Raw genomic sequence first — 24,390 nt, 5'->3', positions numbered from 1 at the left:
CCCCAGGCATCACACATTCCCTGTGAGAGCGGGCTTGCTCGCGAAGGCGGCCTGTCAGTCAACGATGATGTTGAATGTACCGGCCTCTTCGCGAGCAAGCCCGCTCCCACAGGAGGCAAGTGATCACCAAAGAATCACCTGAAGAATCCAATAATTCCAAGAAGGTATCGACATGCGTCTATTGAAATCCGTGGTCCCGGCCGCACTGGCGGTTCTGTTCAGCGCCGTTGCCCAGGCCCAACCCCAGGTCAGCGTCTACAACTGGACCGACTACATCGGCGAAACCACCCTCGCCGACTTCCAGGCCAAGACCGGGATCAAGGTGATCTACGACGTATTCGATTCCAACGAAACCCTGGAAGGCAAACTGCTTGCCGGTCGTACCGGGTATGACGTGGTGGTGCCGTCCAACCACTTCCTCGCCCGCCAGGTGAAGGCTGGCGCGTTTCTCAAGCTCGATCGCGAACAACTACCGAATTTCAAGAACCTCGACCCGAAACTGCTGGCGCTGCTGGAAAAAAACGATCCGGGCAACTCGCACTCGGTACCGTACCTGTGGGGCACCAACGGCATCGGCTATAACGTCGACAAGGTCAAGGCTGTGCTGGGCATCGACCAGATCGACTCCTGGGCCGTGCTGTTCGAACCGGAAAACATCAAGAAGCTCAGCGCCTGCGGCGTGTCGATGATGGACTCGGCGGACGAAGTGTTCCCGGCGATGCTCAACTACATGGGCATGGACCCGCGCAGCGAAAACCCCGAGGACTTCAAGAAGGCCGAAGCCAAGCTGCTGCAGATCCGCCCCTACATCACCTACTTCCACTCCTCCAAGTACGTCTCGGACCTGGCCAACGGCGACATCTGCGTGGCGTTCGGTTACTCGGGTGACGTGTTCCAGGCCGCCAACCGTGCCAAGGAAGCCAAGAACGGCGTGAACATCGCCTACGCCATTCCCAAGGAAGGCGCCAACCTGTGGTTCGATCTGCTGGCCATCCCCGCCGACGCCGGCAATCCGAAAGAAGCCCACGCCTTCATCAACTACCTGCTGGACCCGCAAGTGATTGCCAAGGTCAGTGAGTCGGTCGGCTACGCCAACCCGAACCCGGCCGCCAAGCAGTACATGGACCCTGAGCTGGTCAGCAACCCCGAGGTTTATCCGTCCCAGGAAGTCCTCGACAAACTCTACATCTCCACCACGCCGCCGCAGTCGATCATGCGCCTGATGACCCGCTCGTGGAGCAAAGTGAAGTCCAACAAATGAATCAGTACACCAAGGAACACACCCACTCCTATTACGCAGCGTCCGCCAAGGGCATGAGGCAGCGTCCCGCGCTGGCTTCAGACCTTACGGCCGATGTCTGCGTGGTCGGTGCGGGTTTCACCGGCATCAACACTGCCATCGAACTGGCCCAGCGTGGCCTCTCGGTAGTCCTGCTGGAAGCCCGGCGAGTTGGCTGGGGCGCCAGCGGGCGCAACGGTGGTCAGTTGATTCGTGGTATCGGCCATGACGTCAGCGGTTTCGCCAAGCACATCGGCGCCGATGGCGTGCAATACCTGGAACACGCCGGGACCGAGTCGGTGCAAGTCGTGGCCAACCGGATCCGCGAGCACGGCATCGATTGCGACCTGAGCTGGGGCTTCTGCGAACTGGCCAATACCCCGGCCCAGTTCAAGGCGTTCAAGGCCGAGCAGGCGGAGCTGATTGAATCCGGCTACGCCTTTGAAACCCGACTGGTCGCGCCGCAGCAGATTCGTGAACAGGTGGTGAACTCCGGTGTGTATGCCGGTGGCCTGGTGGACATGGGCTCGGGGCATTTGCATCCGCTGAACCTGGTCCTTGGCGAAGCGCAAGTTGCCGAGTCCCTTGGGGTGCAGATTTTCGAACAGAGCCCGGTGCTGGAGTTGATCCATGGCAGCACGGTGCAGGTTCGTTGTGCTGGTGGCACGGTGCGCGCCGACACGTTGGTGCTCGCCTGCAACGCGCACCTCGAAGAGCTCGAACCGAAGCTCAGCGGCAAGGTGCTCCCGGCGGGCAGCTACATCATCGCCACCGAGCCATTGTCGGAAGACGCAGCCAAAAAACTGATCCCGCACAACGTCGCGCTGTGCGACCAGAAGGTCGGCCTGGATTACTACCGGCTCTCGGCTGACCGGCGTTTGCTGTTCGGCGGTGCCTGCCACTACTCCGGGCGCGATCCTTCGGACATCAGCGCCTACATGCGCCCGCAGATGCTCAAGGTGTTCCCGCAACTGGCCGATGTGCGCATCGATTATCAGTGGGGCGGCAAGATCGGCATCTCGGCCAACCGCTTCCCCCAGGTCGGGCGCCTGAGCCAGCACCCGAACGTGTTCTACGCCCAGGGCTACTCCGGCCATGGCCTGAACGTGACCCACTGGTGCGCAAAGTTGTTGGGCGAAGCGATCCATGCCGGCCACAGCAAAGGCTTCGACGTGTTCAGCGCCGTGCCGCACATGACCTTCCCCGGCGGACGCGCCCTGCGTTCGCCGTTGCTGGCCCTTGGCATGTTCTGGTATCGGATGCGGGAAGTGCTCGGTTGACCGGGTAGCCGTGGCGAGGGAGTTCCCCCGCCTGGCTGACAGAAATGCAGCGGTCTTGAGCAAGACCGCTGCCGCACCGCTAGTTAGGCACCGGGATATTGACGCCCTCCTTCTGCAAGCTTTCCCGTATCGACTGGAATTTCTGGTACTTGGACAACTCGATCGGCCCGTCATAGCCCATGCTTTGCAGCTTGCGTGGCGGGTATTTGATGTAGGTCTGCATCAGCTTGTTGATCGCCTGGCTGATCGGCACCATGGTCCAGGTGCGCTCGGTGACGTTACTCATGAATATGTCGTAGCGCTCCTGTGGATCTTGCAGCAAGTCAAAGACTTGCGGTACGACCGCCACGTACTTCGACTCCCCTTTCCAGCCCAGGTTGGTGTCCACGGCCAGGCCGCCGGTCGGTACACCATTGTCGCCACGCAGGTTGAACACGGCCTTGTAGTTGCCTACGCGGGCCGCCCCCGGCGACAACTCGTTTTCGGTGAAGTAGAACCACTCTTTACGTGGGTCGGGGCCCGTGCCGGTTATCACCGGGGTCATGTCATAGCTGTCGAAATAGATCGGCTGACCTTCGCGATCCTTCTCCGGCAACTTGATGCCGGCCACCGAGGCGAAGGTCGCCATCAGGTCGAGTCCGCCGAGAACGTCGTGGTTCTTGGCATTGGGTTTGATTTTTCCGGGCCAGGTCATGATTGCAGGGACCCGGTTACCGCCCTCGCGTACGGTGCCCTTGGTGCCACGAAATGGCGTGTAGCCAGCGTCCGGATAAACGTCCTGCCAGGCGCCGTTGTCGGTGGTGTAGACCACCAGCGTGTTCTTATCCAGGCCCAGCGCCTTGAGCTTGTCCATGATACGACCGATGCGCGTATCCAGTTCGACCACCGAGTCGGCGTACTTGGACTTGGAGATCGACTTGTGAACGAACTCCGGTGCCGGCAGGTTCGGCTGGTGCACTTTCATGAAGTTGACGTTGATGAAGAACGGCTTGTCGGATTTGGCGGCGGTGTCGAGGAATTCCAGCGCGGCTTTTTCGACATAACCATCAAAGTAGGGAATCCCGACAACACCGGGTTTGCCGTCGATGACCGGCGTATCAACATACTGGCCGTTGATCTTGAACTCTTCGACGGCCTTTTCTCCCGCTTTGCCCGAGAGTGCGCCCTTGGTCACCTTGGCAAACATCGCCCGGGTTTCCGGGTCCATGTCGGGGAACCAGGTCGGGTCGGCGTAAGTGTAGGCATTGAGGTGATAGAGGCCGACGTACTTCATCACGTCATAACCCTGGGCATTGGGCAACGCATAGTCGGCTTCACCCAGGTGCCACTTGCCAGTGAAATAGGTCTCGTAACCGCCGGTCTTGAGCACCGAGGCCAGTGTCCACTCGGCGGCGGGCAAACCACCGCCCTGGCCCTGGAAGGCCACGGTGGTCATGCCGCTGCGATTGGGGATGCGCCCGGTCTGCATGGCGGCTCGCCCTGGCGTGCAGCTCGGTTGTGCGTAGAACGAGTAAAAAGTTGTGCCCTCAGCGGCCAGTTCGTCGATGCTGGGTGTCGGCATGCCGCGGCCGACGCCGCCACCATAAGGGCCCAGATCGCCGTACCCGGTATCGTCGGACACGATGAACAGGATATTGGGCTTTTCTGTTTGTGCAGCCTGGGCCATGCCGTTAAGCGCTATCAGTAATGAACCTGCAATGTAAAACCTTGAGCGATGCGAGAGTCTTTTCATGGCGACCTTCCTTTATCGGGACGGATCCTTGTGGTCGGCTACCTGTTTTCAAGTAGTTTGTGACCGGACCCTGGTGAGTTACCCCCAAACCATGCCCTCTGGTTAGTTCAAGGCGTTCAACTGACCAGGCAATTGAATTCCTGTAGCTACTCAAGGCACCCGAGTCAGCGTAGTACGGTTATTTTCATAACGCGCATTGCAGGCAGAAGAATACAAAGTCGTTCGTCGCTTGCTTCCCATGTAATTTCGTGTGTCGATTCATCCCCTACGGCGGATAGTGCTCAGGTTGCAACTTTCGATTTGCTCAATTGCGAGTCACCTCTATATTGAGGGGGTGCTCTGAACTTCCTGCCTTCTGTTGAGCTTGACCCATGGCAACTACTGATCAGCTGATCATCTGCGAGCACTGCGACAGCGTGTACCAAAAAGCAACGCTCGCCAAACACCAAAAAACCCTGTGTACGCGCTGCGGCGGCGTACTTCAGCGCTATAACGGCCTGACAGTGGAACAGCGTCTGGCGTTGACCTTCACGGCGTTGATGCTGTGGATATTCGCCAATTTCTATCCGGTGATGAGCATCAACCTCAAAGGCGTGAAGAACAGTGCGACGCTCTGGGACTCAGTGCTGGCCCTGAGCCTGGGGCCTATCACCTTCATCGCCATGGTGGCGGCAATCGCCATGATCATCGCGCCGATTTTCCAATTGCTGCTGCTGATCTGGGTGCTGGGCTTCGCCCTCAGCGGGCGACGCTCGCCCGGATTCAGGTTCTGCATGCGCTGGCTGGAAACCCTGAGGCCCTGGAGCATGCTCGAAGTCTGCCTGCTGGGTGCCATGGTCGCGGTGATCAAACTCGCCGGACTGCTCGACGTGCTGCCCGGCATCGGGTTGTTTGCCCTGGCTGCGCTTAGCCTGATGATGATCCGCATCGCCGGACGCGACATCCGCGAACTATGGGACCTTGTATGAGCACGCCTCCTTACGCCGATGAGCTCAACCTGTGCCTGTGCCACACCTGCGGCCTGGCCTGCGACATGACTTGCGAGCCCCACGAATGCGAGCGTTGCGGTGCGCCGCTGCACCGGCGCAAAACCAATTCGTTGACCCGCACCTGGGCCTTCATGATCGCGGCCCTGGTGTTCTACATCCCCGCCAATTTGCTACCGGTGATGAACACCGAAATGGTCGGCAATGGCGCCGACAGCACGATCATGAGCGGCGTGCTGGAGTTCTGGGAGGCCGGGGCCTGGGACATCGCCTTGATCATTTTCATTGCCAGTATCGCAGTGCCGGGCATCAAGTTCGTCGCCATCACGCTGCTGCTGGTCACCGTGCAACGGGACAGCGAATGGGCACGCAAAGAACGGTCGACGCTGTACCGCTTCGTCGAGGTCATCGGTTACTGGTCGATGCTCGATGTGATCGTGGTCGCCCTGGTGGCCTCGCTGGTTAAATTCCAGGCCCTGGCCGATATCGAACCGCGCCCGGGCATTCTGTTTTTTGGTTTGGTGGTGGTATTTACCATGTTGTCGGCAATGAGTTTCGATCCACGCTTGATTTGGGATAAAGAACGGGAAACCCCACACAATGAGGAGGTCACGGATGAAGTCACAAGCCACTGACGGGCCGCAAGCCCCCGGGCAGGCGCCGATCAAGACCCGCCGCTTCAGCGTTTCGCTGGTCTGGATCGTCCCGATCGTCGCGGTGCTGGTGGGTATTTCGCTGGTGGTTCACAGCATTTTGCAGCAAGGCCCGACCATCGTTGTCACGTTCAAGACCGGGGACGGCCTGACCGCGAACAAGACCGAGGTCAAATACCGCAATGTCGTGATTGGTCATGTCTCCGATGTGGAGCTGAGCGCTGACCAGAAGAGCGTCAACGCCACCATCAAACTGGAAAAGCAGGCCGAAAGCTTTACCCGCGAAGATTCGCAGTTCTGGGTCGTGCGGCCGCGCATTGGCGCGGGCGGTGTGTCCGGTATCGATACGTTGCTGTCGGGCGATTACATCGGTGCCGATATCGGCCAGGCCAATGGCCGGGCAAAAAACTTCAAGGGCCTGGAAAACCCGCCACCCATCACCTACGGCGAGCCGGGCAAGCGTTTCACCCTGTTCACCCAGGACCTGGGGTCGCTGGATATCGGCTCTCCCGTCTACTACCGCAAGATCCCCGTGGGCCAGGTGGTGGCCTACGCGCTGGACCCGGATGGCAAGGGCGTGAACATAGAACTGTTCATCCATGCCCCCCATGACAAGTACGTCACCGAAAACACCCGTTTCTGGAACGCCAGCGGCATTGATGTGAACGTCGGCGCCAACGGTTTTGCGGTCAAGACCGAGTCGTTGTCTTCCTTGCTGGTGGGCGGCATTGCCTTCCGCGCGCCCGACTACAGCCCTGGCGATAAACCTGCTGCCGCTGAGTACGCCTACGAACTGTTCGAAGACCAACAAACCGCCCTCGCCCCGCCAAACGGCAAGCCGCAGTACCTGGCCATGCGCTTCGACCAGGCACTGCGCGGGCTCAAGGTCGATGCCCCGGTGGAATTCCTTGGCGTGGAAATCGGCAAGGTGGTGGCGGTCAATCTGGATTACGACGAGACAAAGCGTTCCTTTCCAATCAACGTCGGTATCGTGATCTACCCGCAGCGCCTGGGCCAGGCCCACATCAAAATGCTCAAGGCGCTCAAGCATGATCCCAATGACGAAGCCGCTGGCGTGCGGCTGATCGGCACCTTCATCGAAAACGGCCTGCGTGCCCAGGCCCGCACCGGCAACTTCCTGACCGGCCAGTTGTACATTGCCCTGGACTTCTACCCCAAGGCCGACAAAGTCGCCTTCGATGCAAGCGCACGCCCGGTCATGATTCCGACCATTCCCGGAAGCCTCGAACAATTGCAGGAAAAACTCGAATCCATGGTCGACAAGATCAACAAACTGCCGATCGAGCGTATCGCCGGCAATCTCGATGGCAATCTCATCGAACTGCGCAAAGGCATGATGCAATTCAACGGCAAGATCTTGCCCGGCGTGCAAACCACCTTGTCGGATGTCAGCAAGACGCTGGAAACCGCCAATTCGACCCTGCAATCGGCCAGTTCGACCCTGGCCGAGGATTCGCCGCAACGGGAAAAACTGGGGCAAACCCTGGATGAACTGGGACGCACGTCGAGATCCTTGCGTGATCTTTCGGATTACCTGGGACGGCATCCGGAATCGCTGCTTCGCGGCCGTCCGAACAATGCCGCACCCATGGATCTGCAAGGGCCACCGCGCAACTGAACACAGGAGCAACACCCATGGCTTTACCGCTGAAGTTCACCCTGGTCACCGCGATGTTGCTGCTCGCCGCCTGCCGCAGTGACCCGATTCAATTCCACACCCTGACCCCGGCCCAGGAGGGCGATCACTCAAGGACCACTGTCGGGGTGATCCAGATCGAGACGATCAGCGTGCCGCCCCAGGTCGATCGAGCGCAGATCGTCATTCGCGAGGGCAACAGTGGCCTGGCGATCCTGGAAACCCAATGGTGGGGCGCCACCCTCGTGGACGAATTGCGTAGTGCGCTGGCCGACCAACTGAGCAACAGTCCTGTGCAAGGCCGACATTCGGTGCGGGTCGATGTGCAGCGTTTTGATTCGGTCCCCGGCCAGTACGCCTTGATGGACGTGGAATGGCGCCTGCGCAGTGCCAGCACCGGCGACACGGCACGGGTGATTTGCCGCAGCGCCTTGCAAACGCCTTCGGGCGCGAGCGTCGATGACCTGGTGCTTGCCCAGCAAAACAACGTCAAACGCCTGGCCGCGCTGATCAGCCAGGCGGCCGCCAGACCACAGGCGAGTTGCCCCGCGCCCTGACCCCCTTCCCCCCGGATTAACGGCGACAAGTTTGCCGTTAATCCGTCCCTTCTCCTGCTGTAATTCCGCGCAACAGAAAAATATAACAGTTCCCAGTAACTGACTAATGAAGCGCCGTTATGCCCCCTGCAATTTTTTTACATTCCTTTCACTGAACTGACACTAGCAAAGATGTAATTTTGGCTGCAGTTAATTCTCCGAACCTGGTCTCGGCGGAATTGCTTTGTGCTGTTTCAGGTTTTGTTTAACAGCACTTCCCTTGCACGCCAATGGTGGACAAACTTGGTCAACTCCGTCTTGCGTAAACCGTCTTCGCGCCTGCCCAGATCGGTCGTGGCCATTGGTGCACTGGTCGTCGCCGTGCTGGTCAGCGGTTTTGTCCTTTGGCCGAAATCACCGACCCGCCTGGCCCAGGAGGACGCGCAAGCCCGGGCCCGATTGCTGCAACACTGGAGTGCCGGCGAGATCGCGGTGCTGGTTCGTCATACCGAGCGGTGCGACCGGTCCGGCAACCCATGCCTGGGCCCGGCTGACGGCATTACCCGTATCGGCAGTGAAGCGGCGGCCGGTGTTGGCCAAGGCCTGGCGCGCCTGGGTCTGTCGCAGACCGATATCCTGACCAGCCCCGTTACGCGCACGGTGCAGACCGCGCATTACATGTTTAACAGCGACCCACGGACCCAGGAATGGCTGGCGACCTGCGGCACGACCCTGCGTAACGATGTGGTGGCACACAAGGTGGCCCATCGCAACCTGGTGCTGGTGACCCACAGCGGTTGCATCGCTGACTTTGAAAAGCAGAGCGGCCTCAAGCAGGCGGCGAAGGACGCCGAGTACGGCAGCGCGTTGTTTGTCCGCATCGATGGCAATGGACAATTGCAAGTACTCGGTATTGTGAATGCCGAAGACTGGAACACTCTTTTACAAAAATGAAACTTTGGCCATTACGATTTGAGAACTTTGGCAATAAGTTAATTCAAAGTTGACTGAATAACACCTGAACAAAAGGCGAGAAGTATGAAAAGAACTTCTCGCCGTCCAATATCATTCCGATTTTCTCTCTAGCAAGTTCCCCATCACTCTTTAATCAGCCATCTGAGTGCCAAGGTCGAGTCATGACGACAATTCAGCCATTGCCCAAATTTGCCGACCATTCTTCCCCCCTGCACGCCCCAACGACGCCTGCCAGCGAGCGCTGGATGCTGTTGGCCCTGTTCCTGGCGTTCATCGCGTTCTACTTGCTGCCGCTGATGAGCCACGGCCTGTGGATTCCCGATGAAACCCGTTATGCCCAGGTCAGCCAGGAAATGCTGCAGGGCGGGAACTGGATCTCGCCGCGCTTCATGGGCCTGCGCTATTTCGAGAAACCCATTGCCGGGTACTGGATGATCGCCATCGGACAGGCGGTGTTTGGCGACAATCTGTTCGGGGTGCGTATCGCGTCGGCACTGAGTACCGGGCTGAGCGTATGGCTTACCTACCTGATTGCCCGCCGGTTCTGGAGCGATCCGCACAAAAGCTTTGCCTGCGCACTGTTGTACATGAGCTTCGGGCTGATTGCCGGTCAGGCCGGGTACGCCAACCTCGACCCGCAGTTCACCCTGTGGGTCAACCTGAGCCTGGTCTGCCTGTGGATCGCCATCGACAGCCGCAGCAACCGTGCCCGGCTGGGCGCCTGGGCAGTCCTGGGCATTGCCTGCGGCATGGGCTTCATGACCAAGGGCCTTCTGGCCTGGCTACTGCCGGCGGTGATCGCCCTGCCCTACATGGTCTGGCAGCGCCGCATCGGCGAGTTGTTGCGATACGGGCCACTGGCTGTTGTGGTCGCTGCGGCCGTCTGCCTGCCCTGGGCGCTGGCCATCCATCATCAGGAACCGGATTTCTGGAATTTCTTCTTCTGGAATGAGCACGTACGCCGCTTCGCCGCCGACAATGCGCAACACGCCCGCCCGTGGTGGTTCTACCTGCCGATGCTGGTGGTTTGCGCCCTGCCCTGGGCTGTGTTGTTGCCGACGACGTTCATCCAGGCCTGGAACAACAAGCACCAGCCGGTCGGCGGTTTTCTCCTACTCTGGTTGTTGCTGCCATTGGCGATTTTCAGCATGAGCAGTGGCAAGTTGCCGACCTACATCATGCCGTGCCTGTTGCCGCTGGCGCTGCTGATGGGTCACGCGCTAACCGGTCTTTTGGATCAATCCAAATCACGGACAATTCGCTTCAACGGATGGCTCAACGTTGCAATCGCCACGGCGGCCCTGATTGCCTTGCTGTACCTGCAACAGAGCAAGGAAATCTACGAGAACACCGAGATGTTCAGCCTGTCCCTGGCATTCATCGTGCTGCTGGGCTGGATCATCGCCAACGCCCTGCAAATCCTGCGTCCATTGACGTTATGGGCGATGCCGGCCCTCGGCATCTGGCTGCTGGTGGCGCTGCTTCCCGCCGCCATGCCGGGCCGGATCGTCGACAGCAAGATGCCCGACCGGTTTATCTCCGAACACCTGGACAGCCTGAACCAGGCCACCACGCTGCTGAGCAACGACCTGGGAGCGGCCTCGGCCTTGTCGTGGCTGACCAGGCGACCGGACGTTGCGCTGTACAACGTGGTCGGTGAAATGAAATACGGCCTCCAGGATCCCGCGGCGGCCTCGCGCAAGGTGACCCGGCATGACATCGGGCAATGGATGACCGAGGCGCGCAAGAAAGGCTCGGTCGGGGTGGTGATGAGGGTCAACAGCGTCGCGGAGGTTCAGGAAGTCGAGGCGTTGCCCTCCGACGGCAAGCGCTATCAGCGCGGCGACATGCAGGTCCTGATCTTCCCGCAAATCCAGCCCTGATCGCCGAGACGAAAAAAACCCGAGTGGCCCGGCCGGTCTCTAGGGTTTTTCGTTTGTGCCAGCGATCTTCGCCGATGGGGTGTTCAGCACAGCGGCAACGCCGGTACTCTTCGCGCCATTCATCGATAGCGTTTAACCACCGAGAGCCGTCAATGCCCGTTGCAGGTACGTTCCAGGGATCGAGCGTCAGAATCCTGATTTATCTCTTGTTCACGATCCAGCTTGTCTCCATGGGTGCGATGGAAATGAGCGGCCCGTTCTGGCCCCTGTACCTGCGTGGGCTGACCGACTCCGAAGCGCTGCTCAGCTTCGCCAGCATTGCCGTGTACATCGGTCCCATGCTGGGCATCATGCTCACCAGCGCGTTCTGGGGTCGCATCGGCGACCGCCATGGACACAAGCTGATGATGATCCGCGCCCTGGCCGGTTTGTCCCTGACCCAGCTTGGCCTGGCCCTGTGCAGCGATATCTGGGTCATCCTGCTGTTGCGTTTTTTGCAGGGCGCGTTCGCCGGCTACATTGCCCCGGCCCAGGCCTATGGCGTGAGCATCGAAGCACCGGCGCGGCGGGCGCGACTGTTCGCCATCCTGCAGATTTCTACCAATGTCGGTTCCTTGCTCGGTGCGGTGGTCGGCGGTCTGATCCTCGATTACGCGACGTTTTTCTGGATCAATCTCATTGCCTCGGCGCTGTGCGCGGTGTGCACCGTCGTGGCCGCAATGACCTTGCCGAATGTGCCGCCTGCACCGAAAGTGCCGGTGGCGGATGCAGCAGCGCAGTCCAATCGCTCAGGCGGTCTCTGGCGACATTCACCGCTGCTGCCTCTGTTGGGCGTCATGGGCATCCTGTTGTTGGCACGAATGCTCCCGCAAACCTCGTTCGCCCTGTATGTCAGCTCGGTTTTCCAGGTCAGCCATTCGCTGGTGGGCCTGTGCTACGGCTTGCTGGCGCTGGGTTTCATCCTGTCGGCAAGCCCATGGTCGCGGTATTTCGAAAACAGAAACCGCCAGCAGACACTGCACCGCCTCACCTACATCATCCTCGGCTGCGCCGGCCTGAGCGCGGTTGCCGCCATCACCCGCCAACCGCTTGTGTTCGTCAGCGCCTATTTCATCTGGGGTGTGCTGCTGGGGGCGACGACCCCGGTGCTGATGGCGCAGATTTCAAAAGCGGTTGGCAACGCTCAACAAGGTTATGTAATGGGAGTGGCGCAAAGCGCCCTACAACTGGCGTCCATCGCCGGCATCTCGGTCGGCGGGCTGCTCAGCCAGGTGTATGGCTTGCAGTACACCTACCTGTTCGTTTGCGCCGCCTATCTGCTGGCGTTGATTCCCATTGTCACCCTGCGCACACGCGGCACACCCGCGCCATCGGGGGAATCCGCAACGGGCGACTGACCGGACAGGACGTGCTTGCGTCAGAGGCAGACTGTCCATTAGCATTGGGAATACTTCTCAATTACAAAAAAGTCATCCATGAGCGACGCCCTCCCCGCACCCCACAACAACCACCTGGCCGTGATCGAGGCGCTGTACAGCGGCCATCACGGCTGGCTGTACGCCACGTTACGGAAAAAACTGGGCAACGCCATGGATGCGGCGGATCTGACGCAGGACACCTTCACCCGCATTCTGGCTTCGCGGGTTTCGGTCATTGAACAACCTCGGGCCTACCTCAGTTGCGTGGCCAAGGGCATCCTCGTCAATTGGTATCAGCGCAAGGCACTGGAGCGCGCCTACCTCGACGCACTGGCGTTGCTGCCCGCCCCGCAAGTGCCCTCACCCGAACTGCGATTCATCCTGCTGGAAACCCTGCATGAAATCGACGCGATGCTCGATGCCTTGCCGCCGCTGGTCAAACGGGCATTCCTGCTGTCGCAGATCAGCGGCCTGAAGTACGACGATATCGCCGGGCAACTCGGTGTTTCGTTGATCACCGTCAAACGCTACATGAAGCAAGCCTTCGTGCAGTGCCTGCTGCTGGTGGAATGAATGTCGACTTTGCGCAGTGATATCCAGCTCGATCGACAGGCCCTCGAAGAGGCCGCTGAATGGCTGATCCGCCTGGGCGAAGGCGAACTCGACGAAACCGAACGCGCCGAATGGGAATGCTGGCAGGTCAGCACGCCTGAACGCCATCGCGCCTGGGCCCGCGCCCAATTGCTGCAAACCAAGCTGGGCGGGCTGCCGCCGTCGCTGGCGATGTCGGCACTGGACCGCCCGAGCAGTCCGGCACGCCGGGTGGCGCTGGGCAAACTGGCGATGATCCTGGCAGCGTTGCCCGTGGGTTGGGGCAGCTGGAAACTGGTGGAGTCGCAACAGTGGACCGCCGATTACCGCACCGCCGTCGGCCAGCAACGCCAGCTGACCCTGGCCGACGGGTCGCAGATCACCCTGAACACCGACACCGCCATCGATGTGCTGTTTGATGCCAACCAGCGACTTATCCGATTACGCGAAGGCGAAATCCTGGTGCAGACCGCAGCCGACAGCCTGCCCCAGGCGCGGCCATTCCTGGTGAGCACCCGGCAGGGGCTGATGCAGGCCCTGGGCACCCGCTTCACCGTACGTGAACTGTCGACCCGAACCCAACTCGCGGTATTGGAGGGCGCGGTCAAGGTGCAGTTGTCCGACGCCAGTCGTGCCGCGCCCTTGATCGTCAACGCCGGAGAACGTACCGACTTTTCGTCGCGCAGCTTTGGTCAACTCAGTCCCGTCGACCGCTCCGTCAGCGCCTGGACCCAAGGCATGTTGATGGCCGACAACCTGCGGCTGGCGGATTTCGTGGTCGAACTGGCGCGTTATCGCAGCGGAATCGTGCGCTGCCATCCGGCGATTGCCGAGCTGCGGATCTCCGGCGCCTTTCCCATCCGTGAGACCCAACGCACCCTGAACATGCTGGTGCAGACCTACCCGGTCATCGCCACCGGTCATTTAAGCGGTTACTGGGTGACGCTCTACCCCGCCTGACCCTGCAAAAAAATATTGCTGCGCGGGTGATACTTTTTTTGATCTCGACTGGCAAGGAAAGGAAGAACTTCTCAATCTCGTCGATAGGGTCATCACTCCATGTTCGTTGCACGACCTCTGCGTTCGGATCGCTCACTCAAACTGGCGATCCGCAGCGCACTGCTAAGCCTTGCCCTGACCGGTGCCGCCAGCCCGTACGCCCAAGCCGCCGAGCCGGCGCAACTGGATGCCACGGCCACCCGCATCTACAACATTGCCCCTGGCCCACTCGGTACGACCCTGTCGAAATTTGCCGTGGAGGCCGGTATTGCGCTTTCGTTCCAGCCATCGCTGACCGATGGCCTGAGCAGCCCGGGCCTGTCCGGCACCTATTCGACCCAGGAAGCCATCAGCAAGCTGCTGGCTGGCAGCAATCTGCAAATCGTTGCGCGCAGCGACGGCAGCTACACCCTGGCGCGACGCACGGCTGACAGCGCGGGCACCCTGACACTGGGTGCCACCACGGTCAGCGGCACCGATGGACGCACCGACGGCTTGCCAGCGGTGTACCCGGGCGGTCAGGTCGCCCGAGGTGGCCGGCTCGGCCTGCTGGGTAACACCGATGTGATGGACGCACCTTTCAGCGTCAGCAACTACACCTCGACCCTGATGAAAGATCAACAAGCCGTGACCGTGGCTGACGTACTGGAGCGCGACTCTTCCGTGCGCTCCACCGGCCAGACCGGTGGCGTGGTGGATTCGTTCTTCATCCGTGGCTTTCCGGTGGGTGAAGGCAACCTCGGCGAACTGGCCTTCGATGGCGTGTACGGTGTCGCGCCTAACTATCGGGTGTTTACCGAGTACGCCGAGCGCATTGAAGTGATCAAGGGCCCTGGCGCGCTGCTCTACGGCATGTCGCCCAACAGCGGCATCGGCGGCGTGATCAACGTGGTGCCCAAACGCTCGCTGGACGAAGACCTGACCCGCTTCACCGCCAGCTACGCCATGAACTCCCAGGTGGGCGGGCATATCGATGTCAGCCGGCGCTTCGGCGAAGGCCGCGAATTCGGCGTGCGCATCAACGGCAGCACGGCAACCGGCGACACTGCCATCGACGAACAGTCCCGGGACGTCGATATCGGCGCCATTTCCCTGGATTACCAGGGTGAACGCCTGCGCACCTCCCTGGACCTGATCAGCCAGAAAGAAGAATTCGACGCCCCTTCGCGGCCCTTCCTGATTGCCAAGGGCGTCGACATTCCTTCCGCCGCCAACGGTCGCACCAACGTGACACAGGAATGGGGCTGGTCCGAAACCCGCGACAAGTCGGCACTGCTCAGCGGCGAGTACGACCTGAACGATGCACTGACCGTGTTCGCCCATGCCGGCGGCGGCAAATCCGATGTGTCGCGGATGTCCGACCAGACCCCGACCATCCTCAACAGCGCCGGCGACACGTCCTCGATTCCCGGTTACTACAAGTTCGAAGTCCAGCGCTACACCGTCGACGCCGGCGCCCGGCTGCGCTTCGACACCGGCCCGATCAGCCACAGCACCACCCTGCAAGCCACCCGTTACCGCGATGAATTGTCCCGCGGCATCATTTCCGGGCCACCGGTGCTGTCCAACATCTACCACCCGATCGATCGTCCAAAGCCGAACATCGCAACGCCTGCCACACCGAAAGTTTCAGAGACCGAGTTGTCCGGCGTGGCGCTGGCCGATACCCTTTCGGTCCTGGACGAGCGCGTGCAGGTCACCCTCGGTCTGCGTAACCAGAGCATCAAGTCCGACAACTACAACGCGGCCGGTTTCGTCACCACGTCCTACGACGAAAGCGAAACCACTCCGTTGTTCGGGGTGGTGGTCAAACCCTGGGACCATGTTTCGTTCTACTACAACTACATCGAGGGCCTGAGCAAAGGCGATATCGCGCCGGCCACCGCGTCGAACTCGGGGGAGATCTTCGCGCCCTACATCTCCCGGCAACAGGAAGTCGGGGTCAAGGTCGACTACGGCACCTTCACCTCGACCCTCAGCCTGTTCCAGATCAAGAAGCCGAGCGGCGAACTGGCCAACGGCGTGTTTTCGGTGCAAGGCGAGCAACGCAACCGCGGTGTGGAGTTGAATGTGTTTGGCGAAATCGCCCAGGGCACTCGCCTGCTCGGTGGCGTCACGCTGCTGGACGCCGAGCTGACCGACTCCGGCACGCCCGCCAACCGGGGCAACAAACCGGTGGGGGTGTCCGACGTCCAGGCCAACCTCTGGGCGGAATGGGACACCCCCTGGGTCGAAGGCCTGACGCTCACCAGTGGCGCGATCTATACCGGCAGCCAGTACGTCAACCAGGCCAATACCCAGGAGCTTGACGCGTGGACCCGTTTCGATGCCGGCGCGCGCTACACCACGCGTATCGCCCAGCACCCGACCACGTTCCGGGCAACCGTGCAGAACGTGTTCGACCGTGAGTACTGGTCCGGCGTGGCCTCTTACGGTGCGTTCTCCCAAGGCGCGCCGCGCACTCTGCTCATGTCGGCCACCGTCGATTTCTGAAACGCCCGGCCCCGGACAGCGGCCTGAGCCGTTGTCCGGGCTGGCCTTTGGCAAAGGTTTCAACCATGGCATCTGTACATCGACGCAGCCTCGCTGCGTTTTTGCTTGTCGGGCTTCTCATGATGGCGGCGCTTGCCCTGACGCCGCGTTCCGCCAATGCGCTCGATCAAGACCCTGCCGCCGTGACCGTGACTGACCTGCTGGGTCGCAAGGTCAAGGTTCACGTGCCGGTCAGGCGGGTCATACTCGGCGAAGGTCGCCAGTTGTACCTGGTTGCCGCGCTGGACACGCAAAACCCCATCCAGCGTATCGTCGGCTGGCGCAAGGATCTGATCCAGTCCGACCCGGATACGTACAGCGCTTACCTGCGCAAATTCCCGGACATCGCGAAAATCCCGACCTTCGGTGGCTTTGAAGACGGCACGTTCGACATCGAGCAAGCCATTTCCCAGCAACCCGATGTGATCATCCTCAACATCGAAGCGCAGCACGCCACCGAAGACGCCCGTTACATCGAGAAACTCGATGCGCTGGGCATCCCGGTGGTCTATGTCGACTTTCGCAATAACCCCATGCAAAACACCGAGCCGACCATGCGCCTGTTCGGCCAGCTGTTTGGCAAGGAAGATCGCGCCGAGGCGTTCATCGATTTTCGCAACCAGCAGATTCGCCGGGTCACCTCGCTCATCGAGGCCCGTCGGCCAACGCGACCCAACGTCTTCATCGAGCGCATCGGCGGTTACACCGACGATTGCTGCCTGAGTTTCGGCGACGAAAATTTCGGCCGTTTCGTCGAAATGGCCGGCGGCAACAACATCGCCAAGGGCATCATCCCCACGACCTTTGGCCAGTTGAACGCCGAACAGGTAGTGGTGGCCAACCCGGACCAGGTGGTGATCACCAGCGCCAACTGGCAGGCCTTTGCGCCGGGAGGACACTGGGTGGGGGTCGGGCCTGGTGCCGATCTGCAACAGGCGCGCGGCAAACTGGCGTGGTACACCCGGCGCCCGGCCTACACCGGGATCAAGGCGCAGGACGATCAGGCCTTTCACGCCATCTGGCATCAGTTCTACAACAGTCCTTACCAATTCGTGGCCATTCAGCAACTGGCCAAGTGGTTTCATCCGCAGCTGTTTGCCGACCTCGACCCTGATGCCTCGTTCCGCGAACTGCATGAGCGGTTCCTGCCGGTCCCCTACGAGCCGGGCTATTTCGTCAGTCTGAAGAACCCGGAGGTCACGCCATGAGCTCCCTCGGCGAAGCCCCTGTGGTACAGCGCGATGTCTACCGGCATCTGGTGTTGCGCAAACGCTTGATCCTCGTGGCGCTGGCTGTTTTGCTGCTGTTCAGCGTGCTGCTGGACCTGGCGCTGGGACCGGCGAGTTACAGTCTGAGTGAAGTGCTCGGCGCGCTGTTTTCGCCGGACAGCGCGCCGGCACAAGTGCGCGTGGTGATGTGGGACATTCGCCTGCCGGTGGCATTGATGGCGGTGGCGGTCGGCGCCGCGTTGTCCCTGGCCGGTGCCCAGATGCAGACCATCCTCAACAACCCCCTCGCCAGCCCTTTTACCCTGGGCATTTCCGCCGCGGCCAGCTTTGGCGCGGCCATGGGCCTGGCCTTCGGTGTCGCGCTGTTTCCCCTGGCGGCGCAATACATGGTCCCGGTCAATGCGTTCATCATGGCGATGCTCTCGGCGCTGCTGATCCACTTCCTGAGCATGCGCCGCGGCGTTACGGCCGAAACCATCGTGTTGCTGGGGATTGCGCTGGTGTTCACCTTCAACGCACTGCTGGCGCTGGTGCAGTTTTTCGCCACCGAACAAGCCGTGGCGGCCGTGGTGTTCTGGACCATGGGCAGCCTGACCAAAGCCACCTGGCCCAAACTCGGCATCATTTGCCTGGTGATCCTGATCACCCTGCCGATCTTCGCCCGGCGGGCCTGGGCGTTGACCGCCCTGCGCCTGGGCGATGACAAGGCCGCGAGTTTCGGCATCAACGTGCGCAGCCTGCGCTTCCAGACACTGATCATGGTCAGCCTGCTCGCGTCGTTTCCGGTGGCGTTTGTCGGCACCATCGGTTTTATCGGGCTGGTCGGCCCGCACATCGCGCGGATGCTGATTGGCGAAGACCAACGTTTCTTCCTGCCCGCATCGCTGTTGACCGGGGCGCTGATCCTGTCCGCCAGTTCGGTGGTCAGTAAAACCCTGATTCCGGGTGCGATCTTTCCGATCGGGGTGGTCACCTCGCTGATCGGCGTGCCGTTCTTCATTTCTCTGATTCTGGGCGGGAAGAAAAACTCATGGTGAAGATACAACTCGAGAACCTCGGTGCCCGTTACGGTCAGCGCGAGATCATTTCCGGTGTCACCACCTCGACCTTTATCGGCGGCCAGGTGGTCGCCGTGGTCGGGCCGAATGCCGCCGGTAAGTCCACCCTGTTCAAACGCATGGCTGGGCTGATCGACGGACCTGGCCGGGTGAATTTGCAAGATTCGAAAAAGGGCCCACAGGGCATCAGCTACATGCCCCAGGGTCTGAATGCCAGTGCCCGCCTGACGGTGTACGAATCGGTACTGCTGGCGCGCAAGCAACTGACTCCCGGCTGGACCGTCGACGACGACGAGTTGAAACGGGTGGACCAGATCCTCGGCGCACTAGCCATCACTGAGCTATCATTTCGCAACCTGGGTGAACTCAGCGGAGGCCAGCAGCAACTGGTCTCGATCGCGCAAACCCTGGTGCGCGAACCTGAAGTGCTGCTGATGGATGAACCCACCAGCGCCCTGGACATGCACCGTCAGGTGCAGGTACTGAACTTCATGCGCGAGCTGGCGCGAAAGCGCGAGGTGATCGTGTTCATCGCCATCCATGACCTGAATCAGGCGCTGCGCTTTGCCGATCAGGTATTGGTGATCGCCGAGGGCACGACAAAAGGCAGCGGTCCCAGCGAAGAAGTGATCACCGGGCAGATGCTGCGAGACGTCTACAAGGTCGAGGCCCGGATCGAAACATGCAGCCGGGGCCAGCGCCATATTCTGATCGACGGCATCGTTTGATCGACGAGTCGAACCACACTGGGCACAGTGCTGCTAATCTGAATGAAAATTACATGTATTAACGGTTTTTTTGACGTTATTTTCTCATTTGGATCTCTACATTTCCCGCACTTCAAAAACATGCAAATGATTCGCATTGGTTAACTGGCGTTTGAATGCGCATGACTTTCAAAAAAATGCACCAGGAGCAGCCCGCAGAATGATTCCAAAAATCCCTTCGTTCTTGAAAAAAGCCCTGCTGGCCACCGCTTTGCTGAGCGCTGGCCAGGCCTATGCCGCTGACTCCGTCGGCATCGTGGTGTACAACGCGCAACACGCAGGCCTGACCAAGGCCTGGGTCGAGGGTTTTACCCAGGAGACCGGTATTCCCGTCACCTTGCGCAACGGCGATGACACCGAGATGGGCAACCAGATCGTGCAGGAAGGCGCGGCTTCTCCGGCGGACGTATTCCTGACTGAGAACTCCCCGGCCATGGTCCTGGTCGACAACGCCGGGCTGTTTGCGCCTGTCGATAAGGCCACGCTGGAGCAGGTTGACTCCGCCTACCGCCCGGCCCACGGCAAATGGGTCGGGATTGCCGCGCGCTCCACGGTGTTCGTCTACAACCCGAGCAAACTGCCGGAAGCCGACCTGCCGAAATCGATCATGGACCTGGCTTCGTCGAGCTGGAAGGGTCGCTGGGGTGCATCGCCGGGTGGTGCTGACTTCCAGGCCATCGTCGCGGCCATCCTCGAACAAAAGGGTGAAGCCGCCACGCTGGATTGGCTCAAGGCGATGAAAACCAACTACACCAACTACCGCGGCAACAGTTCGGTACTCAAGGCGGTGAATGCCGGGCAGATCGACAGCGGCGTGATCTACCACTATTACAGCCTGGTGGATCAGTCCAAGACGGGCGAAAACAGCAAGAACACTGCCCTGCACTATTTCAAGCACAAAGACCCCGGCGCTTTTGTTAGCATCTCCGGCGGCGGCGTCCTCGCCTCCAGCAAACACCAGGAACAAGCCCAAGCGTTTCTCAAATACATTACCGGCAAGGATGGCCAGACTGTCCTGAAGAACGGCAAGTCGTTTGAATACGCCGTGGGCAAAGGCGCTGAATCCAACCCTAAATTGGTGCCTCTGAATCAACTCGATGCGCCGACTGTCGATGCTTCAAAACTCGACAGTAAAAAAGCCGTGGAGCTGATGACACAGGCCGGACTGCTCTAATTGATGCCAGAAACCCTGCCTGCGGGGGTCGCTGAGGCGACACCCGCACATTTGCGTCGACGATCCCGTGGAATCTTTGCGGGACGTGGCGGTGTATGGGTGATCGGTTTGTCGGTGCTGGTTTCATTACTGGCACTGCTACCGATCGCTTACGTTATTGGCGTGTCCCTGCAGACCGGCTGGTCAACCGTTGTGACCCTGGTGTTCCGACCTCGTGTCGGTGAACTGCTGGTCAACACCGTGTTGCTGGTGCTGCTGACGATTCCCTTATGCGTGGCGCTGGGGGTGACGCTGGCGTGGCTCACGGAACGCACGAATCTGCCGGGGCGGCGCTGGTGGTCGTTGCTGGCCACCGCGCCGCTGGCGGTGCCTGCGTTCGTTCACAGCTACGCCTGGGTCAGCCTGGTACCACCGATTCACGGCTTGTTTGCCGGCGTCCTGGTCTCGGTCATCGCCTACTTCCCGTTTCTGTATTTGCCGGTAGCGGCCACCTTGCGCCGGCTCGATCCGGCGATCGAAGACGTCGCCGAGTCCATGGGGCTCAAACCCTGGAAAGTGTTTTTCCGCGTGGTGTTGCCGCAATTGCGTCTGGCGATCTGCGGGGGCGCCTTGCTGGTCGGCCTGCACCTGCTGGCCGAATATGGCCTGTACGCCATGATCCGCTTCGACACCTTTACCACCGCGATCTTCGATCAGTTCAAATCGACCTTCAACGGTGCGGCTGCGCACATGCTGGCCAGTGTGCTGGCGCTGTGCTGCCTGGCGATGTTGACGGCCGAATCCGCGGCACGGGGCTCCGCACGTTACGCTCGAGTCGGTTCGGGAAGCGCCCGGGAGCAACGGGTCGTGCGCCTGAACCCGACCTCCACCCTGCTCTCGCTGACGCTGCAAATCGTGACCTGCGCCCTGGCCTTGGGCGTGCCCTTGATTACCCTGGGCAAGTGGCTCATCGCCGGCGGTGTGGAAGTCTGGGACATGGCCGAATTGTTGCCCGCACTGGAGCAAACCCTGCTGCTCGGCATCGCCGGCGCGGCGCTGACCACCTGCGCGGCGATCCCGATTGCCTGGCTGTCGATCCGCTACCCCGGCCGACTGCAACGGGTGCTGGAAAGCTGCAACTACATCACCAGCTCCTTACCTGGAATCATCGTCGCGCTGGCGCTGGTGACCGTCACGATCCACTTTGCCCGGCCGATCTACCAGACCACCTTTACCGTCCTGCTGGCGTACCTGTTGATGTTCTTGCCTCGCGCCCTGGTGAGCCTGCGCGCAGGCATTGCCCAGGCCCCGGTGGAACTGGAAAACATGGCCCGCAGCCTTGGCCGCTCGCCGGCCCGGGCACTGTGGCTGATCACCTTGCGCCTGGCCGCCCCGGGGGCTGCCGCCGGTGCGGCGCTGGTGTTCCTGGCGATCACCAACGAATTGACCGCCACCCTGCTGCTGGCCCCGAACGGCACGCGGACCCTGGCGATCGGGTTCTGGGCCTTGACCAGCGAAATCGATTACGCAGCCGCTGCGCCCTACGCCTTATTGATGGTTGTGCTGTCGCTTCCGTTGACCGGACTTCTTTATCACCAATCGAAAAAAACGGCTGGCCGATGAATACTCTTGAATTGAATGCCCTCTACAAGTCCTATGGCGCCCATTGCGCCCTGGACAACGTCAGCCTGTCGGTGCCCAGCGGCAGTCGCACCGTCATCGTCGGCCCTTCCGGCTCGGGCAAGACCACGTTGCTGCGGATGATTGCCGGCTTCGAGTTCCCCGATTCCGGACGCCTGTCGCTCAATGGCCAGACCCTGGTCGACGGCACCCACGAAGTGCCGGCCCATCAACGCCTGATCGGCTATGTGCCGCAGGACGGCGCACTGTTCCCGCACATGACCGTGGCGGCGAACATCGGCTTCGGTTTGTCCATCAAGGGCACTGAAAAACGGCAGCGAGTCGCCGAACTGATGGACAGCGTGGCCCTGGACGCGAAGATGGCCGGGCGCTGGCCCCATGAATTGTCCGGTGGCCAGCAACAGCGCGTGGCCCTGGCCCGAGCCCTGGCGCAACAGCCACGGCTGATGCTGCTGGACGAGCCGTTCTCGGCGCTCGATACCGGATTGCGCGCCGCGATGCGCAAGATGGTTGCGCGGCTGCTGGAGGACGCGGGCGTCACCACCATTCTGGTCACCCATGACCAGAGTGAAGCCCTGTCGTTCGCCGACCAGTTGGCGGTGATGCGTCATGGCCGACTGGTACAGTCCGGGCATCCGCTGGACCTTTACCGCTATCCCGAAGACGAACAGACTGCGCTGTTCCTGGGGGATGCCGTAGTGATGCCGGCACGTATCGAGGCCGGTTGGGCCCATTGCGACCTGGGGCGGATCCCGGTCAACAACCACCGCAACAACAGTTCGGCGCAGATCATGCTGCGTCCCGAACAACTGCAACTGGCCAGCATCCTCCCCAGCGACCCGGAAGCCAGCGGTTGCCGGGCCGTGGTCACCGATCGAGACTTCAGCGGCAACACCTGCACGCTGACGGTGGAGCTCCAGCCATTGACCCGCAACGAGCAGTCGGGCCGATCACTGCTGGTGCGCAGTTCAGGCATGTATGCCCCACCCGCCGGCAGCTCGGTTCAGGTCTCGACCATTGGCCATGCCCATGTACTGAGCGAGGTGTGATCGTTCACAGATCGAATCGATCCACCGCCCGACGCCGCTCGTTGTCATCGCGCACATCGTAGTTGGCCGTGGTCTGAATATTGCTGTGGTGCGCCAGCTTCTGTGCAATCGACAAGTCATGCTCTTCGATCACCCGGGTGATGAATGAACGCCGGAAGTCATGGGGCATGATTTTCACCCCGACCTGCGCGCCCCGTTGCCGGGCGATGTAATAAATCGCATGTTTGGTGATGCGCTCGCGGGTGATGTGGCTGCCACGGCGGATGCGGTTGAACAGAAACGGGTCGTCCGACTCACCGTCCTTGAGCAATGAACGGCGCAGCTCGAGCCAGGCTTCAAGCTTTGCGAAGGCCCAGGCCGGGGCGTACTTGATCAACTGTTTGTTGCCCTTGGCCGTCACCCGCAGGCTGCGCTCGGTGAAATCGACTTGGTCAAGCTCCAGGTTCACCGATTCGGATTTGCGCATCCCGGAACCGTACAAAATCCCGATGATCGCTGCATCCCGCAGGCCTTGCGGCCGCGGATCGGCAGCGCAGACCGCCATCAGTTCCTGGATCAGCGTGCGCCTGAGATTGCGCCCCTGGGACAGTCGTGTACCGGCCATCCCCTTCACCGTACGCATCTTCAACAGATGCTCCTGAGAGATCAGGCTCATGCGCCATGCTTCGTTCATCACCCCGCGCACCGCGTTGACATAGAGCGAAGAGGTGTTCGGTGCATAGCCGTCCGAACGCAAGGTGGCCACCAACGCAATGACGTCCTCTGGCTGCAAATTGTGCCAGGGAATTTCCTCGATATCGTGGTCTTCGAAGCCCAGGCGGTCGGCGGCATCCTGCAGCACATAACGCATGGTCAGTTGGCTGGAGGGCGCCAGTCGCGCCAGATACAGGGTGAGCGGATTGGTGAGGGGTGCGCGTGAATCAGTTACAGATAAGTCAATCAAACGAAACGGCCTTGAATGAAAACAGTTAA

Annotated in this window: 20 protein-coding genes; 18 read left to right on the top strand and 2 right to left on the bottom strand. The window is 60.8% G+C overall.

What is annotated here, in order from left to right; genetic code table 11:
- Window positions 1–172 precede the first annotated feature (172 nt).
- A complete protein-coding gene (locus AC3IP0_RS12905; protein WP_489327569.1) occupies window positions 173–1,261 on the top strand; it encodes a polyamine ABC transporter substrate-binding protein in 1,089 nt (362 codons plus the stop codon).
- Complete coding sequence (locus tag AC3IP0_RS12900) at window positions 1,258–2,559, top strand: NAD(P)/FAD-dependent oxidoreductase (RefSeq protein WP_489319538.1); 1,302 nt, start codon at window positions 1,258–1,260, stop codon at window positions 2,557–2,559. The genes AC3IP0_RS12905 and AC3IP0_RS12900 overlap by 4 nt, the downstream gene beginning before the upstream one ends.
- 79 nt (window positions 2,560–2,638) lie before the next feature.
- Here the strand turns inward: AC3IP0_RS12900 and AC3IP0_RS12895 are convergent, their stop codons facing one another.
- Window positions 2,639–4,291, bottom strand: a complete 1,653-nt coding sequence (locus AC3IP0_RS12895) for an arylsulfatase (protein ID WP_489319537.1) — start codon at window positions 4,289–4,291, stop codon at window positions 2,639–2,641.
- Between the two features lie 371 nt (window positions 4,292–4,662).
- Here AC3IP0_RS12895 and AC3IP0_RS12890 point away from each other — a divergent pair, with 371 nt between their 5' ends.
- The 16 genes from AC3IP0_RS12890 (at window position 4,663) to AC3IP0_RS12815 (ending at window position 23,418) form a co-directional block, all read left to right on the top strand.
- Entirely contained in the window at window positions 4,663–5,259 is a 597-nt protein-coding gene (locus AC3IP0_RS12890) for a paraquat-inducible protein A (protein ID WP_489319536.1), read from the top strand.
- Window positions 5,256–5,912 (top strand): paraquat-inducible protein A, encoded by a 657-nt coding sequence (locus AC3IP0_RS12885; RefSeq protein WP_489319535.1) that lies wholly within the window; start codon window positions 5,256–5,258, stop codon window positions 5,910–5,912. The genes AC3IP0_RS12890 and AC3IP0_RS12885 overlap by 4 nt, the downstream gene beginning before the upstream one ends.
- Window positions 5,893–7,569, top strand: a complete 1,677-nt coding sequence (locus AC3IP0_RS12880; protein WP_489319534.1) for a PqiB family protein — start codon at window positions 5,893–5,895, stop codon at window positions 7,567–7,569. Before AC3IP0_RS12885 ends, AC3IP0_RS12880 begins: the two co-directional genes overlap by 20 nt.
- A 17-nt stretch (window positions 7,570–7,586) precedes the next feature.
- Window positions 7,587–8,144 (top strand): PqiC family protein, encoded by a 558-nt coding sequence (locus AC3IP0_RS12875; protein ID WP_489319533.1) that lies wholly within the window; start codon window positions 7,587–7,589, stop codon window positions 8,142–8,144.
- Window positions 8,145–8,426: 282 nt separating this feature from the next.
- Window positions 8,427–9,077 carry a lipopolysaccharide core heptose(II)-phosphate phosphatase PmrG gene (gene pmrG, locus AC3IP0_RS12870; RefSeq protein WP_489319532.1) on the top strand — a complete coding sequence of 217 codons (651 nt, stop codon included), beginning with the start codon at window positions 8,427–8,429 and terminating at the stop codon, window positions 9,075–9,077.
- A gap of 182 nt (window positions 9,078–9,259) precedes the next feature.
- A complete protein-coding gene (arnT, locus tag AC3IP0_RS12865; RefSeq protein WP_489327568.1) occupies window positions 9,260–10,981 on the top strand; it encodes a lipid IV(A) 4-amino-4-deoxy-L-arabinosyltransferase in 1,722 nt (573 codons plus the stop codon).
- 152 nt (window positions 10,982–11,133) lie between these two features.
- Window positions 11,134–12,378: an MFS transporter gene (locus tag AC3IP0_RS12860; protein WP_489319530.1), complete on the top strand. Its 1,245-nt coding sequence runs from the start codon at window positions 11,134–11,136 to the stop codon at window positions 12,376–12,378.
- Window positions 12,379–12,456: 78 nt separating this feature from the next.
- On the top strand, window positions 12,457–12,972 hold the full coding sequence (locus AC3IP0_RS12855; protein WP_489319529.1) for a sigma-70 family RNA polymerase sigma factor: 516 nt from the start codon (window positions 12,457–12,459) through the stop codon (window positions 12,970–12,972).
- Window positions 12,973–13,950 carry a FecR domain-containing protein gene (locus AC3IP0_RS12850; protein WP_489319528.1) on the top strand — a complete coding sequence of 326 codons (978 nt, stop codon included), beginning with the start codon at window positions 12,973–12,975 and terminating at the stop codon, window positions 13,948–13,950.
- Between the two features lie 99 nt (window positions 13,951–14,049).
- Window positions 14,050–16,482 (top strand): TonB-dependent siderophore receptor, encoded by a 2,433-nt coding sequence (locus tag AC3IP0_RS12845; RefSeq protein ID WP_489327566.1) that lies wholly within the window; start codon window positions 14,050–14,052, stop codon window positions 16,480–16,482.
- Window positions 16,483–16,547: 65 nt separating this feature from the next.
- Complete coding sequence (locus AC3IP0_RS12840) at window positions 16,548–17,729, top strand: ABC transporter substrate-binding protein (RefSeq protein ID WP_489319526.1); 1,182 nt, start codon at window positions 16,548–16,550, stop codon at window positions 17,727–17,729.
- Window positions 17,726–18,787, top strand: a complete 1,062-nt coding sequence (locus tag AC3IP0_RS12835; RefSeq protein WP_489319525.1) for a FecCD family ABC transporter permease — start codon at window positions 17,726–17,728, stop codon at window positions 18,785–18,787. Before AC3IP0_RS12840 ends, AC3IP0_RS12835 begins: the two co-directional genes overlap by 4 nt.
- Complete coding sequence (locus AC3IP0_RS12830) at window positions 18,781–19,536, top strand: ABC transporter ATP-binding protein (protein ID WP_489319524.1); 756 nt, start codon at window positions 18,781–18,783, stop codon at window positions 19,534–19,536. The genes AC3IP0_RS12835 and AC3IP0_RS12830 overlap by 7 nt, the downstream gene beginning before the upstream one ends.
- Window positions 19,537–19,735: 199 nt before the next feature.
- Window positions 19,736–20,749 (top strand): iron ABC transporter substrate-binding protein, encoded by a 1,014-nt coding sequence (locus AC3IP0_RS12825; RefSeq protein WP_489319523.1) that lies wholly within the window; start codon window positions 19,736–19,738, stop codon window positions 20,747–20,749.
- Between the two features lie 3 nt (window positions 20,750–20,752).
- Complete coding sequence (locus tag AC3IP0_RS12820) at window positions 20,753–22,351, top strand: ABC transporter permease (protein WP_489327565.1); 1,599 nt, start codon at window positions 20,753–20,755, stop codon at window positions 22,349–22,351.
- Window positions 22,348–23,418, top strand: coding sequence for an ABC transporter ATP-binding protein (locus AC3IP0_RS12815; RefSeq protein ID WP_489327563.1), 1,071 nt, complete (start codon window positions 22,348–22,350; stop codon window positions 23,416–23,418). The genes AC3IP0_RS12820 and AC3IP0_RS12815 overlap by 4 nt, the downstream gene beginning before the upstream one ends.
- A gap of 4 nt (window positions 23,419–23,422) precedes the next feature.
- Here AC3IP0_RS12815 and AC3IP0_RS12810 read toward each other — a convergent pair whose 3' ends face one another.
- On the bottom strand, window positions 23,423–24,361 hold the full coding sequence (locus AC3IP0_RS12810; protein ID WP_489319520.1) for a site-specific integrase: 939 nt from the start codon (window positions 24,359–24,361) through the stop codon (window positions 23,423–23,425).
- Window positions 24,362–24,390: the final 29 nt, after the last annotated feature.

The sequence above is a fragment of the Pseudomonas sp. GL_103 genome (genome assembly GCF_057835175.1).
This window is presented reverse-complemented; position numbering and strand designations above follow the sequence as displayed.

Coding starts and splice junctions, on each gene's coding strand:
- AC3IP0_RS12890 (WP_489319536.1), top strand. CDS start 4,663: ATGGCAACTACTGATCAGCTGATCATCTGCGAGCACTGCGACAGCGTG.
- AC3IP0_RS12850 (WP_489319528.1), top strand. CDS start 12,973: ATGTCGACTTTGCGCAGTGATATCCAGCTCGATCGACAGGCCCTCGAA.
- AC3IP0_RS12900 (WP_489319538.1), top strand. CDS start 1,258: ATGAATCAGTACACCAAGGAACACACCCACTCCTATTACGCAGCGTCC.
- AC3IP0_RS12855 (WP_489319529.1), top strand. CDS start 12,457: ATGAGCGACGCCCTCCCCGCACCCCACAACAACCACCTGGCCGTGATC.
- arnT (WP_489327568.1), top strand. CDS start 9,260: ATGACGACAATTCAGCCATTGCCCAAATTTGCCGACCATTCTTCCCCC.
- AC3IP0_RS12860 (WP_489319530.1), top strand. CDS start 11,134: ATGCCCGTTGCAGGTACGTTCCAGGGATCGAGCGTCAGAATCCTGATT.
- AC3IP0_RS12830 (WP_489319524.1), top strand. CDS start 18,781: ATGGTGAAGATACAACTCGAGAACCTCGGTGCCCGTTACGGTCAGCGC.
- AC3IP0_RS12845 (WP_489327566.1), top strand. CDS start 14,050: ATGTTCGTTGCACGACCTCTGCGTTCGGATCGCTCACTCAAACTGGCG.
- AC3IP0_RS12825 (WP_489319523.1), top strand. CDS start 19,736: ATGATTCCAAAAATCCCTTCGTTCTTGAAAAAAGCCCTGCTGGCCACC.
- AC3IP0_RS12905 (WP_489327569.1), top strand. CDS start 173: ATGCGTCTATTGAAATCCGTGGTCCCGGCCGCACTGGCGGTTCTGTTC.
- AC3IP0_RS12880 (WP_489319534.1), top strand. CDS start 5,893: ATGAAGTCACAAGCCACTGACGGGCCGCAAGCCCCCGGGCAGGCGCCG.
- AC3IP0_RS12885 (WP_489319535.1), top strand. CDS start 5,256: ATGAGCACGCCTCCTTACGCCGATGAGCTCAACCTGTGCCTGTGCCAC.
- AC3IP0_RS12820 (WP_489327565.1), top strand. CDS start 20,753: ATGCCAGAAACCCTGCCTGCGGGGGTCGCTGAGGCGACACCCGCACAT.
- AC3IP0_RS12835 (WP_489319525.1), top strand. CDS start 17,726: ATGAGCTCCCTCGGCGAAGCCCCTGTGGTACAGCGCGATGTCTACCGG.
- AC3IP0_RS12895 (WP_489319537.1), bottom strand. CDS start 4,291: ATGAAAAGACTCTCGCATCGCTCAAGGTTTTACATTGCAGGTTCATTA.
- AC3IP0_RS12875 (WP_489319533.1), top strand. CDS start 7,587: ATGGCTTTACCGCTGAAGTTCACCCTGGTCACCGCGATGTTGCTGCTC.
- AC3IP0_RS12840 (WP_489319526.1), top strand. CDS start 16,548: ATGGCATCTGTACATCGACGCAGCCTCGCTGCGTTTTTGCTTGTCGGG.
- AC3IP0_RS12815 (WP_489327563.1), top strand. CDS start 22,348: ATGAATACTCTTGAATTGAATGCCCTCTACAAGTCCTATGGCGCCCAT.